Annotated in this window: 8 protein-coding genes; 6 read left to right on the top strand and 2 right to left on the bottom strand. The window is 32.8% G+C overall.

The window, feature by feature from the left end; all coding sequences use genetic code 11:
* Position 1: 1 nt before the first annotated feature.
* Together ruvX and L3X37_RS07660 are read right to left on the bottom strand one after the other, a co-directional pair.
* A complete protein-coding gene (ruvX, locus tag L3X37_RS07665; protein WP_237239582.1) occupies positions 2-412 on the bottom strand; it encodes a Holliday junction resolvase RuvX in 411 nt (136 codons plus the stop codon).
* A 99-nt stretch (positions 413-511) separates the two neighbouring features.
* Complete coding sequence (locus L3X37_RS07660) at positions 512-823, bottom strand: hypothetical protein (RefSeq protein WP_237239581.1); 312 nt, start codon at positions 821-823, stop codon at positions 512-514.
* A gap of 328 nt (positions 824-1,151) precedes the next feature.
* Here L3X37_RS07660 and L3X37_RS07655 point away from each other — a divergent pair, with 328 nt between their 5' ends.
* The 6 genes from L3X37_RS07655 (at position 1,152) to L3X37_RS07630 (ending at position 13,725) form a co-directional block, all read left to right on the top strand.
* Complete coding sequence (locus tag L3X37_RS07655; protein WP_237239580.1) at positions 1,152-1,967, top strand: 2,3,4,5-tetrahydropyridine-2,6-dicarboxylate N-succinyltransferase; 816 nt, start codon at positions 1,152-1,154, stop codon at positions 1,965-1,967.
* Positions 1,968-2,117: 150 nt separating this feature from the next.
* Positions 2,118-3,164 (top strand): glycosyltransferase family 9 protein, encoded by a 1,047-nt coding sequence (locus L3X37_RS07650; RefSeq protein ID WP_237239579.1) that lies wholly within the window; start codon positions 2,118-2,120, stop codon positions 3,162-3,164.
* 296 nt (positions 3,165-3,460) lie between these two features.
* The gene (locus L3X37_RS07645) at positions 3,461-3,637 is read left to right on the top strand and encodes an Arm DNA-binding domain-containing protein (protein WP_237239578.1); all 177 of its coding nucleotides are present in this window, start codon (positions 3,461-3,463) and stop codon (positions 3,635-3,637) included.
* 915 nt (positions 3,638-4,552) lie between these two features.
* A complete protein-coding gene (locus L3X37_RS07640; protein ID WP_262910794.1) occupies positions 4,553-8,506 on the top strand; it encodes a hybrid sensor histidine kinase/response regulator transcription factor in 3,954 nt (1,317 codons plus the stop codon).
* A gap of 320 nt (positions 8,507-8,826) precedes the next feature.
* Positions 8,827-12,063, top strand: a complete 3,237-nt coding sequence (locus tag L3X37_RS07635) for a SusC/RagA family TonB-linked outer membrane protein (protein ID WP_237239576.1) — start codon at positions 8,827-8,829, stop codon at positions 12,061-12,063.
* Between the two features lie 27 nt (positions 12,064-12,090).
* Entirely contained in the window at positions 12,091-13,725 is a 1,635-nt protein-coding gene (locus L3X37_RS07630) for a RagB/SusD family nutrient uptake outer membrane protein (RefSeq protein WP_237239575.1), read from the top strand.
* Positions 13,726-14,134: the final 409 nt, after the last annotated feature.

Genomic DNA, 14,134 nt, shown 5'->3' with positions numbered 1-14,134 from the left:
ACTATTTAGAGTATAAGTAACTCTGTAAAATAAGCGTTGCACTAATCTCATCTATTAGCGCTTTGTTTTTACGCTGCTGCTTTTTTAAACCACTATCTATCATGGTTTGAAAAGCCATTTTTGAGGTAAACCGTTCATCAATTCTAATAACAGGAATATCTGGGAATTGCTTTTTAAGCTTTGCTATAAATGGTAGTATTAATATCTCACTTTCTGAGGCTGTATTATTCATCTGCTTAGGTTCACCTACTACAAACAATTCAACTTGTTCTTTTTTTGTGTAATCTATTAAAAAAGAAATAAGCGATTTTGTAGTAACCGTAGTTAGTCCTGAGGCAATAATCTGCAACTCATCTGTTACAGCTATTCCTGTTCTTATCTTACCATAATCTATTGCTAAAATGCGAGACATAAATATGTTTTGCGCAAAAATAGTAAAATAAAAAAGACCGCCTTTTTAGACAGTCTTTTAAATAATTTAACCTTAATTATTAATATTTGAACTTTATTTTTATGCTACTTTAGCCTTATTTATTTTAGGAAATAACCATTTGATATTTTCAACCCGTCTTACTCGGTTCAAATATACTCTGATATCACTATTAGTTTTTGCAACATTTTCTTTTATTTCAACAGCATCAGTTTTAGCTTTACTTTTATTTACTTCATTATTATCACCTTTAACAGTGATAATAACATCTTCGTTATTATCAGAAACTGTAATAGTATTTTCAGTTTCAACTTTTACTACATAATTATCTTGAGCGTTTGCAAAAGAGAAAGAAAGTAATAAAATTAATAATATGTAAATATTTGTTTTCATCAGATTTGGATTGTTTGATGGTTCAAATATAGAATCACATTAAAGCTAAGCCCAATAAATTAGTTGTAACACATTGAATTTTCGATTATTAGAAAACGGTATAACTTCTATCGACGAATAGTTTAACGACGTATTTTTGTCGATGAAATACATCAAAAATGCATTTCATCGACGTATTCAATTCCTTAAAAGAGAAAATCGTGCTTAATTTTTTAAAAAATCCATTTAAAAAGGGTTTGATTTTTATCAAATATTAAATCCATATAATGAATATTTCTCTCATTTTTTTGAATGATAGACATTATATTTGCTCAAAAAATAAATACCAATGACAGAATTACAACAAACCATTGAAAATGCTTGGAATGACAGGACTCTTTTAAAAGAAGAGAGTACTACAACAGCTATTAGATTAGTTATAGATTTATTGGATAAGGGCGAACTGCGAGTTGCTGAACCTATTGCAAACGGATGGCAAGTTAATGAATGGGTAAAAAAAGCAGTAGTTTTATACTTCCCAATTCAGAAAATGGAAACTTTAGAAGCTGGAATTTTTGAATACCATGATAAAATTCCTTTAAAAAAGAATTTTGCCGAACGTGGAATTAGAGTTGTACCAAATGCTGTTGCGCGCCACGGTGCTTATATATCTAGCGGCACTATTTTAATGCCTAGCTATGTAAATATTGGTGCTTATGTAGATGAAGGCACTATGGTTGATACTTGGGCTACAGTAGGTAGTTGTGCCCAAATTGGTAAAAATGTGCACTTATCTGGTGGTGTTGGAATTGGCGGTGTTTTAGAGCCATTACAAGCTGCTCCAGTAATAATTGAAGATAATGCGTTTATTGGTAGTAGATGTATTGTAGTTGAAGGTGTACGTGTTGAAACTGAAGCTGTTTTAGGTGCTGGTGTTGTTTTAACCATGAGCACTAAAATTATTGATGTAACAGGAGATGAACCTGTTGAATATAAAGGAAGAGTTCCTGCACGTTCTGTGGTTATTCCTGGTAGTTACGCTAAAGAATTTGCTGCCGGTAGTTATAATGTACCATGTGCCTTAATTATTGGAAAACGTAAAGAAAGCACGAATAAAAAAACATCGCTTAACGACGCACTTCGTGAGCATGACGTAGCTGTTTAAAAGAGTTTTCAGTAGGCAGCAGTGGCAGTAAGCAGTTTTATTCTTGTGAAAAAAAGTTGCGCTACTTTTAAGCTTTAAAAAGACTAAATTCCAAATTCCAATGCATTTAAATTGGAATTTGGAATTTTTTGTTTGTAATTTGATTTTAGAATGAAAATCCTAGTAATACAGCAAAAAATGATTGGTGATGTGCTTACAAGCAGTATTTTGTTTGAAGCGCTTCGGCAAAAATATCCCAATGCCCAACTAGATTATTTAATTAATGAGCATACCCATCCTGTTGTAGAAAACAATCCGTTTATTGATAACTTTATTTTTTTTACTAAAGAGGCGGAATCTAGCAAAAGTGCACTTTTAAAACTTGCTAAATCTGTTAGAAAAAGAAATTATGATATTGTTATTGATGTATATTCAAAACTCTCCAGTAATTTAATTACGGCTTTTTCTAAGTCTAAAATCAAAATTTCTTATTACAAACATTACAGCACGCTTTTCTATCATCACAATATAAAAAGGCAACAAAGTACTGATGAAAAAATAGGCTTAGCCATTACCAACCGATTACAATTATTACATCCCATAGGCATTGAAATAAAGTCTGTAAAACCAAAAATTTATTTAACTAATAACGAAATATCTAATGGCAAGCAGTTTTTAGAAAAGGAAAATATTGATTTAAACAAACCTTTATTTATGATAGGTGTTTTGGGCAGTAGTGATAATAAAACCTATCCATTTCCTTTTATGGCTAAAATTATTGATACTATTGTTGAAAAAACTAAAGGACAAATTTTGTTTAATTATATCCCAAAACAAGAAGCACAGGCTAAAGCAATCTATAAATTATGTAATAAAACTTCAAAAAAACATATTCTATTTAATATTTTTGGGAAAAGCTTAAGAGACTTTTTAGCAATAACGCACCATTGTAATGCTGTAATTGGTAACGAAGGTGGTGCTATAAATATGGCAAAAGCACTTAACATTAAAACATTTGCTATTTATTCCCCGTGGATTGATAAAGCATCATGGAATCTTTTTGAAGATGATAACAACGTAAGTGTACATTTAAAAGATTATAAGCCTGAGTTATACACAAAACCTGAAAAGAAATACAAAAAAGAGTCTTCAGCTTTATATCAAAAATTCACTCCTGATTTGTTTGTTGATAAGCTTGAAGTTTTTTTAAATAGTTAATCGAAATATTATGAGGTGCTGAAACAATTCCGATAGTCATCGGGACAGCATCCCGACGAACCTAATTCAGGCAAAATCAAAACACTGTTAATTGTATGATTATCAGTGTTTTTTGTTTTTATCAATTTTATTTGATATCAATTAAAAGCAATTAAAACCATTAAATAGGTGTGCAATGTGCAATGTGCAATTAGGTGAACACTTTTTTGTTTAAAATTTCGTAATTTCAAAGAACTTTTAAAAACGATTTGACTTTCGTCTTTACAAAAATTATTGTTTAATAAAAGACGTCAAACATGCGGTCAAACAACACATTTACGATTATTTTCTTTTCGAAAAAATCACGCAGCAATTCAAATCTTTTAAATGTTTATTGTAGGATAACAGTAGAAGGAAAACGCTCAGAAATTAGCCTTAAAAGAAGTATTCCGGTGAACAATTGGGATGTATTGGATTCAGAGGCTGGGTATTAATAGATACTTTTTTAAGTATATAGTATATAGAGCAAGGAGGATCCGATACTTTAAAAATGAAACAAACTCGCCCAAAGCGAGTGCGTTAGCAAACACGCAAAATGCATTAAACAGAACCAATCTGTAATTTTTTACGAAAAAATCAACAGTTTTATTGGGCTGAGCGGTTTTTTTCGTAAAAAATGGGATTTTCCTTATTCAAGAAACAGTAAACGAGTAAACACCCAAAAAATTCATCATAAATATTTTTTACTGTAAATATTTCCCTGTTTATAGGGGTTTCGCGAATTTTTACAGTAAAACTCAAGTTGAACAATTTTCTTAAAATAAATGAATAGAATATGTGAAAATTACAATTTGGTCAACGAATTTTATCTTCAATTTCAAAGTTTGACGCAAAAAAATCCCTGTTTATATGAGATTCCAGAGGTTTTGCATCAAATTATAATTATTCAATTTTTTACGTTTTTCAAACATCCCATAAACAAAGGCTTTGCGAAGCAAATGTAACGTAGCGTTGCGCCAGCACGCTACCCTCTTGCTTTTCCCTTAGTTTTACAGACAAGTATTATATAGAGAATTTCTTATGATAATAAGTATTTGTAATTCTCTAATTGTTAAATATGGAAGGTAAATATTGTTGGTTTCTGCAAAAAAATTAGCACGATGAATTTGTAAATATTTGTATGTATTAGAGTATACTTTTAAATTTATGAATGTATTTGTACGGTTTATTCTGTAATTGAACGCTTAAAGGGATACCTAAGAAAGATTATGTTTTTATGGAATGTAGTCACCAATAACTTTTAAGTCTAGAAGTTACTTAAATTCTGTTTATACTTTTTTAAAAAGTCAACTATCCTTTTACTATGATTAAAATATAAACTAAATTTGAGAACTTTGTAAGTTGTCAATATGTTCAGGATTGTTTTTATCGTTTTATTTTTATGTTTCAGCGTAATATGTTGGAGTCAGAATAATATAGAAGATATTAGCTTACTTCATTGGGACTCAAAATTCGGATTGCCTAACCACAGGATTAAGAGTTTGTCACAAGATCACTTTGGATTTATTTGGGTTGGGACTAATAATGGATTGTATCGGTTTGATGGTGAGAACTTCTTTAACGTAAGCTATCAGGACAAAGAATTTTATGTAAACGTTGATAATCTGTTAGTTTATAAAGAAAGTGTTTATATAATAACCACTGACGAGGAATATTATCAAGTAAATGTTCATAATCTAGTTTGCTCCAGGATAAATTTAGACAAAATACCAGATGAAAAATTGGTAGCACTTCTCGTTAAGGCCAAAGAGCCAAAAGTTGAGTTTATTGACGAAAATACATTCCGGTTATCTGATAATGGCAAGTTTATGGTGAATACCAGAGAAGAACTGGGAACCTATAACACTATTTTTAAGGATTCCCACAATAACCTATGGGTTTCCAATGCCAATGGTAGCATTGGGCAGTGGAACACTCAAGAACAACAAATTAACTATGTGTCTTCCGAGAATTCAGTAATGAGTGTGCAGCGTTTTGTTGAAGATAAAAAGAACAGGGTTTGGTTTTCTTTTAGAAGAAATGATCAAACCGAATTTAATAGTGGTGGTATTGGCTTTTGGGATTTAAATCAAAAAAAGGTATTTACATTACAGAATATTAAGCAGCATCCTTACATTAATGATTTGGGAGATGTGTTTGCTACCTTATACGATTTTGAAATTACCACCTTGTTTTTCGATAAATTTGGAAACCTCTGGGTAGGCACTGCTACCAAGGGTGTATTTAGGGTACGCTTTAAAAAAAGAGTTTATCAGTTCTTAAAAATTGAAGAAGCAGATCAACAAAAAGTAACCAATGAAGATATAAGTCACCCATCAGTATTAAAAAATGGTGATGTTTGGATTGGTACTTGGGGTGCAGGGGTTAATGTCTTAAAGAAAAGAAATTTGTTGTTAAATGACCCTCCTTTTGAGGAAATACCTGTTTTAAGAAACCTTCCAGATGCATTAAAAGATAGTGAGGTTTACCCCATTTTTGAAGATAGTAAAGAAAATGTTTGGATAGGAACAGCCACCCAAGGTTTATTCATGTTGTCAAAGACAAACAAGATGTCTAGACATTATAATATTAAAAATTACAATTTAGACAACAGTAAATTGTTATCAAACTCAATAGAGGGGATCTATGAAACTAAAGAAGGAAAAATATGGATTACTACCAATAAAGGGTTGGTAAGTTATAATCCAAAGAATAAGCAATTTAATAATAGTTTTAAAGAATTAAAAATACCCAACATCTTTCACGACATTTGGACGTTTTCGGTGTTTCAAGATTCACAAAATAATTTATGGGTTACTACACAAGATCATGGTTTGTATAAATGGAATAGAAAAGAAAATACAGTAACAAACATAAAGACCATTAAAGGATACTCTGCAAATAATATCTTGAGTATAGTAGAAACTCACAAGAACTCAATTTGGTTTGCGGGGTTTAATGGTTTGTTTAAGTATAATCTAAATAATAGTTTTTTTGAGTTTAAAGTACCAACAGAGAATTTTGTTACAGACCACATAGCATCTATGGCTTTAGGAGAAGATAAGCGCCTTTGGTTAGGTACTCGTAGAGGCTTGTGCGTTTACGACCCCGTATCAAGAAAAGTAGAGAAAATAAATTTTACAATAGGATTAAGAAGAAACTCCTTTACTAGAGGCATGTCTCAAGATAATAATGGTTATTTATACTTTGGAACCAGAAACGGGTTTTATAAATTTCACCCGTTAAGTTATTCGCTTCAAGAGAAGAATGTACCATTAAAGTTTACCAACCTTAAAATTAAGGGGGTTAACTATATTGATTTTAAAAAGAGCAACAACATTAGTAATAACATAGTTGTTTCTAACTCAAACAATTTAGAATTACAATACAGTAACAATTCATTTTCTTTAGTGTATTCACCTTTAGACTTTGCGTTAGAAGATGTTAATTATTACGAAACCTCTATGACCAAAGAAGGAGAAGAAAGTTATTGGTCAAGTACAACTAATAATGCGACTTCCTGGGTTAATTTAGGGGTAGGTAATTATACGTTCAAGGTAAGAAATAGAAATAGTGATTTAGAATCTGTAATGCACATTACTATTTTACCTCCTTGGTGGCAAACCTATTGGTTTCAAATTGCTTTTGTGTTAAGTCTTATACTCATTGCATACGTAATAATAAAGACCATTTTTAATAGAGAACAATATAAAAGAACTATTGAATTTGAAAAAAGGTCTTTAAAAGCTCAAATAGATTTAGACAACCAGCAATTACATTTTTTCACAAACCTTTCCCACGAAATAAGAACACCTCTAACTTTAATACTTAGCCCTTTGGAAGAAATCATGAAAAGCGCTAGTAAAGATTACAATATCACTAATTTAGAGTTAATCAAAAAGAGTGTACTGCGTATTACAAGGTTAGTTAATAGAGGTATAGATTTTAGAAAAACAGAGTTTAAAAAGTTTGAGTTAGAAGCCCAAGAGTTAGACATTGTTAGCTTTTTAAGTCCGTTAATAAAAGATTTCGGTATTTTTTCTGCTGGCAAGAACATAGAACTTGTTTTTAAACACAATCAAGAAAAAATACTGTTTTGGTTTGACCAGTATATGATGGAGTCCATTATATACAACCTATTATCAAATGCAATAAAATATAGTTACCCTAACGGAAAAGTAATTCTTGAATTAAAAGAGCAAAACAATCATGTTTTAATAAAGGTGAAAGATTATGGCAGAGGCATCAATGAAAAAGATTTAGAATCACTATTCGATAGGTTTTACCAAGCTAAAGACCATGTAAAAGGTAGCGGTATTGGGCTTGCCTTGGTAAAAAGGTTTATAGACGCTCATAAAGCAACTATAAATGTAAAAAGTGTTGTGGAAAAAGGGAGTTGTTTCGAGTTGCAATTTCCTTTAGGAGATTCGCACATTCCCGACGAGCTTAAAAAAGATACAGATAATAAGCTTGTAATTGCAGAAAATAATAAGTTAGAGACGGAAAATGTACCAAGAAAAGAAATATACATTAAACATTTAAACTATACTGTTTTAATTGTTGAGGACGAAACAGATTTACGAGAATATTTAGAAACCAATTTATCTTTAGTTTATAAGACCATAACTGCAGAAAATGGCGTAAATGCTTTAGATATTGTTAAAAAAAATAAAATAGATATCATAATCTCCGATGTCATGATGCCAAAAATGGATGGTCTGGAATTGTGCGAAACATTAAAAAACAACCCCCAAACCAATAATATTCCTATTGTGCTATTGACCGCAAAAACATTAAACACAGATAGAATTACAGGTTTTGATAAAGGAGCAGATGCTTATATAGATAAACCCTTTAGTCTTAATGTTCTTAAATCAAGAATAGCAAATATTTTAGAAAACCAAACTAGGGCTACAAATAACTTTTTAGAACTTCTAAACGTCGATGTAAACATTAATTCTGTTAATGATTCCGATAAGGAATTTTACAACAAAACCCTAACCATATTAGAATCGCACATTGGTAATCCAAATTTCGATATTCCGTTATTTGCTAAAGAAATGGGTATGAGTAAATCTGTGATCTATAAAAGAATGAGTAGCATTACAGATATAGGTATTAACGATTTAATGCTAAAACTAAGATTGAATAGAGCTTCTTATTTACTAACCAATACTTCAAAACCCATAGTAGAAATTGCTTTTCTTATAGGGTTTAAAGATGCTAAATACTTCAGTAAGTGTTTTAAAAAGGAATTTAAAGAAACACCTTCGGCATTTAGGAGTAGTCAAGAAAGTCAAGAAGCAATTGTAACGATTAAATAATAAACAGCTTCATTTTCCTATAGTTACCTCATCTTGCTTCAAGATTAAAGCATGTTTTTGGTGTTATTTCTTCGCTTTTTGAATAATACTAAGAGACAATTATCCTCTTATTTAAAGCTATTAAACTCTTTGAAAATCAATAGCTAGGACAATTTTACACCATTTACGTCCGTATTTACTCCCAGTTATTATACTTCACTTATAAATTTGTTTCTGTTAAAGAAATCTAAAATTAAATCTATGGAGCAAAAAAACTAAATCGAACAAATTAAACATGTAAAAAATTATTAACGAACCAATTTAAATTAACAATCAAAATTATGATTATAAAATTATGTTTTACAAAAGCAAATCATAATATTAATAGACTTCTTGGTTTATTGTTATTGTGCTTTTTTGTTTTTAATACAAATGTGTCAGCAAACAATAAAGAATACTTTAATACTGCTGAAGAATTACAGCAACAAATTTCAGGAACTGTAATTGACAAAGATGGTGTTCCTTTAGCAGGAACGAATGTAGTAGTAAAAGGTACATCGAGAGGAACACAAACAGATTTTGATGGTAATTATACCATTGATGCGAGTAAAGGAGAAGTGCTGGAATTCTCTTATGTAGGAATGCTTGCCCAAACCATTACAATTGGTGATAACACCACAATTAATGTAACCATGCAAGAAGATGCGGCTCAACTAGACGAAGTTGTAGTAGTTGGGTATGGTACACAAAAGCGTGCTACGTTGGCAGGAGCCGTAGCAACAATAAGTGCAGATCAATTTCAGAGCAGGCCGATTACCAATGTGGCAACGGTACTGCAGGGTACTATTCCTGGTCTTGTGGTAACTCAGGTAGATAACCAACCGGGAGCAGAAAGCTTTGGTTTTCAAATTAGGGGCGCAAGTTCTATTAATGGCAGTGCTCCGTTAGTATTGGTAGATGGAATACAATCAAGCCTAGATAGGTTAAACCCAGATGATATAGAAAGTATGTCTATTGTTAAAGATGGTGCTGCTTCTATTTATGGGAACCAAGCATCTGGAGGTGTCATTCTTGTAACTACAAAAAAAGGTAAAAAGAATAGTAAGCCTCAATTTAATTATACCAGTACTTATGGTTTTAACAGGCCGACGTATTTGCCTGAAAAAACAAATATGAGTCAATACATGGAAATTGTAAACCAAGCATGGATGAATGCAGGAAATCAACCAGTCTATGGTGATAATTTTTTTAATGCATTGGGTACAAATACAATATTGAATTTTGCTGATACAAATTTGGGAGGAGCTGTAAGAGAAGATAGTTACCTTATTTTTAATCAACCAGAAAACGCCTTTGTAGATCAGTTCTTTGAAGATGGAGTTCGTCAAAACCATAACCTAAGTATTACTGGAGGTGGAGAAAATTCTACCTACAGATTTTCTTTAGGATACTTTAACGAAGATGGTTTGCTTAATACTAAGTTTGATAATTATGAACGTTACAATATACGATTGAACAATACCTTTGATTTATCAGACAAATTCCGAGTAACCTTGCAAAATGCCGTAGAAATTGGTGATAGATCTAGAAATACTCAAGATTTTGCTGCTATAGGTCGTTTGCAAACCAACTGGACCTTTGCGCCTATAAGAAACCCACAAGGAGAGTATTATACGTTTAGAGGATTTAACAATGCACTAGATTTGTTAGAACAAGGTAGCGAAAACCGTTTAAAGCAGCATCGTTTTATTTCTAATATAAAAGCAGATTTAGAGCTTATAGATGGTTTAACCCTAACAGGACAAGCTGGTATAAACTATCTCACTACTAAGTCGAGAACAGAAGTTACTACCATCACTTTAAATAAAGCGTGGAGTCCAGGTGTAGTTAACGGAAACACATTTTCAAATACAACACCAGAACGTTTGTTAAGAGACGATAATACGGCTTCAGGATTTACGCTTAACGGTTACTTTACATACGAGAAAACAATTGCAGATGATCATAACTTTAAGCTAGTAGGTGGAGGATCGCACGAGGAATTTAGATCAGACAATTTAAGTACTCAAGCATGGTTGTTGGTAAATGGGTTTTTCTCGCCTAATGTAGCCGATGATGAAGAAGACAGAATTGGTGCAGGTGGTTCAAGATGGACATTGCGTTCGGCTTTTGGTAGGTTTAACTATGATTACAAAGGAAAGTACATTCTAGAATCTAACTTGCGTTATGATGGATCGTCTCGTTTTAATGCAGATAATAGATGGGGGCTTTTTTATTCGGGGTTAGCGGCTTGGAGAGCTTCAGAAGAACAATTTGTAAAAGACCTCAATATATTTGATAATTTAAAATTTAGATTTTCATACGGAGAAACTGGAAATCAAAGTGGTATAGGTCTCCACGATTATTTGGCGTTGGTAGGTTCTGGTACTGGTGCATTAATTGGGAAGCCAGCAGGCACGGGAGGCGTTGGTAATATTTCAGCATTTGGCGTGCAACAAATCTTACAAGTTTATGCTGAAAGCAATATCGTGAGTTTAGATAGAAGCTGGGAAACGGTACAAACTACTAACTATGCTGTAGATATGAGCTTCTTGGATAATAGATTAGGGTTAACCTTTGAATATTTTAAGAGAGTTAATAAAGATATGTTAGTGCCTCTCGATTTGCCTACCGTTTTAGGTGGAACGGCTCCATCGCTTAATGCAGGTGAGTTAGAAACCAAAGGATTTGAGGTAGAGGTTAATTGGCGTGACAATATAGGAGATTTAAATTACTTTGTAAGAGGTGTACTTTTTAACGACACAAACAGGCTTGTTGAGCTTCAAGCGGCTTCTGGAGTTGTTAGATCAGGTATCAACAACAGGTTGGTGGGCGAGTCTTTAGGTACTTATTTTGGTTGGGATTTTGATGGTATTTTCCAAACCCAGGCAGAAGTAGATGCGTATAGAGCAGATGTAACTGCTGGACTTCCTGCAATAGGCGTTGGTGATGCACGCTATGTGGATAGAGATGGTAACGGTAGGTTAGAAGCTGTTAATGAAGAAACAGGAGGTGATTTAATTAAGCTTGGTAATATTAGACCACAATATAGCTTCAGTTTTGATGTAGGAGGCGATTATAAGAACTTTGATTTTAGAATGTTATGGCAAGGTGTAGGTAAGCGTACCCTATTTAAAAGTGGAGGGTTTTCTGCACCATTCCAGTCTGGTTCATGGTGGAACCAAGGGCTTAAGTATTGGTACGGTAAAATATGGACACCAGATAACACGGGTGCTAGATACCCAAGGGTGCATACCAATGCTGGTATAGCTAATTATAATTACAGACCTTCTATAAACAATAAGCTTAATGGAGCTTATGCTAGACTTAAAAACCTGCAAATAGGGTATAGCCTGCCAAGTGATGTATTGTCAAAATTAGATATAGACAAAATACGCCTTTTCGTATCTGGTGAGAATATTTTGGAAATACAATCTAGAGAATCCAGAGAACTTGGATTTGACCCAGAACAAGGAACAGGATCTAGTGCATATCCGTTTACAAGAAACTTTTCTTTTGGAGCTCAAATTACATTTTAAGCATAACAATTAAAAACAATGAGAACAATGAAAAAAATAATATATATCATATGTATTGCGTTTCTGTTTACTGCTTGTCAGGAACTAGATTTGTCACCAGAGCATACAATAACAGATGGTTTCCTTTGGGACAAAGAACAAGATTATGAACTGGCCGTTAACTTTTTATATAATGATTTAGACGGGTTTAGGTCAGATACTAATTCAGATATAGCATTTGCAAATTCACCTAGCGATGTTAGTAATGGTAGTAGGGTAGCACCACAAACAAGTGGGTTTTATAATGGTTCGTATGCCGATATTAGAGATGCCAATTTTATTATAGATAGAGCTAGTACCAATGGTTTTGAAAATAGTCGTTGGGTTGCAGAAGCACGATGGTTTAGAGCCTTGTATTATACACGTCTAGTAATGGCGTATGGCGATGTACAGTTTTACACCAGCGTTATAGATCCTGCTGATAATGATGCGCTTTTTGCTTCAAGAACTTCAAGAGAAGTAGTTGTAGATTTTATTATAGACGAGCTTAATGCTATTAGGGATTTATTACCGTTGCAAAGCCAATTACCTAACAGCGAGTATGGGCGTATAACCAAAGGAGCTGCAGATGCCTTACGTGCAAGAATAGCTTTATTTGAAGGTACTTGGATTAAATACCACGGAACAACTGGAGATGCCAACCAAAGGTTTGATGAAGCTATTGATGCTTCTCAAGCTATTATGAATAGTGGCGAGTACTCATTATTTAATTACGCGCCAAATCCAGCGCAATCATATCGCTATTTCTTTATGGAGGTAGGTAACGATTCTCCTCAACAGATTGTAGCCAAACGTTTTGATAGAGATAGAAGGCATGGCCACAGTAGTACAGCAAGAGATCGAAATTCAGTCACTAAAAAACTGGCAGATATGTATTTGTGTACAGATGGCTTGCCTATAGATGTATCTCCTTTATTTCAAGGTAGGGCCTTGATGGATACTGAATTTGAAAATAGGGACCCTAGAATGGCTATGACCATTATTACTCCAGGTGCGTTTACTATAGATCGTTTAGATCAGACGGGAGCAGAAGCCGATTGGCCAATTATAGCATTAGATCAAACATTTTATGCTAACTATAAGTTTATAAGTGAGTTTTACTTTGAAGGGACAGGGTCAAATACATATTATGCCCATAGTTTTCACTTTGCAGAAGTATTGTTAATTAATGCTGAAGCTACTTTCGAGAGGAACGGTAGCATTACAGATGCACAATTAAATAGCAGTATTAACTTATTAAGAACAAGAGCTGGTATTGCAGCTTTAACTAATAGCTTAGTAACTACAAATGGATTGGATATGCTTTCCGAAATTCGTAGGGAGCGTACTATAGAATTAGCGCAAGAAGGATATAGGAGAGACGATTTGCGCCGTTGGAAAACAGCAGAAGTAGAAATGCCTATGGCTTTAAAGGGAGCACAATTTGTGGGCACAGAGTTTGAAACAGCAGAGCTCAGTCCAGGAGTATTACGTTATCCGTCTGCTCCTGCTACAGATGCACTAGGATTTGTTATTGTAGAACCTGGAAGTGAAAGAAACTTTACTGCTAGAGATTACTTAGAGCCATTTCCTGTAGAAGAAACCATAATAAACACTAACTTGCAGCAAAATCCAGGTTGGTAAAAATACTAAAGTCATAATCATATTATTTATATTTGAGTTATTTAATTTGATTTGTTTAATGAAAAAGGGAGAATATACTTTCTCCCTTTTTTTAAATTCACAAAAAACAAAATCAAAATAGCTTTTTATATAAGTGCATAATAGTATAAAATTGAAAATAATTACGATATAGCAATATAGTAATTAGAGCACAAGATTATAACAGAATTGCAAACCATTGGTACAAGGAATTTCAAAAAGAATTTAAATTCCAAAACAAGATACCGACAAATATTCGGCAAAAATAAAAGTGCTTTCAGGAACATTGGAAATATCAAAATTAGTATTTAAAAAAGCCAATACAATAAAGGTCAAAACAAAAACCTTAAAACAACATGAAGCATGGTTGTTTAAATAAAATGAAAAAGTT

It is taken from the genome of Wocania arenilitoris (assembly GCF_021728535.1).
Lineage (GTDB): Bacteria > Bacteroidota > Bacteroidia > Flavobacteriales > Flavobacteriaceae > Wocania_A > Wocania_A arenilitoris.
Note: the sequence above shows the minus strand (reverse complement) of the source record. Positions and strands in the feature narration are given on the sequence as shown.

What these genes read in the sequence shown, in the direction of transcription:
- ruvX (WP_237239582.1), bottom strand. Translation starts at nt 412, where the DNA reads ATGTCTCGCATTTTAGCAATAGATTATGGTAAGATAAGAACAGGAATA.
- L3X37_RS07660 (WP_237239581.1), bottom strand. Translation starts at nt 823, where the DNA reads ATGAAAACAAATATTTACATATTATTAATTTTATTACTTTCTTTCTCT.
- L3X37_RS07655 (WP_237239580.1), top strand. Translation starts at nt 1,152, where the DNA reads ATGACAGAATTACAACAAACCATTGAAAATGCTTGGAATGACAGGACT.
- L3X37_RS07650 (WP_237239579.1), top strand. Translation starts at nt 2,118, where the DNA reads ATGAAAATCCTAGTAATACAGCAAAAAATGATTGGTGATGTGCTTACA.
- L3X37_RS07645 (WP_237239578.1), top strand. Translation starts at nt 3,461, where the DNA reads ATGCGGTCAAACAACACATTTACGATTATTTTCTTTTCGAAAAAATCA.
- L3X37_RS07640 (WP_262910794.1), top strand. Translation starts at nt 4,553, where the DNA reads ATGTTCAGGATTGTTTTTATCGTTTTATTTTTATGTTTCAGCGTAATA.
- L3X37_RS07635 (WP_237239576.1), top strand. Translation starts at nt 8,827, where the DNA reads ATGATTATAAAATTATGTTTTACAAAAGCAAATCATAATATTAATAGA.
- L3X37_RS07630 (WP_237239575.1), top strand. Translation starts at nt 12,091, where the DNA reads ATGAAAAAAATAATATATATCATATGTATTGCGTTTCTGTTTACTGCT.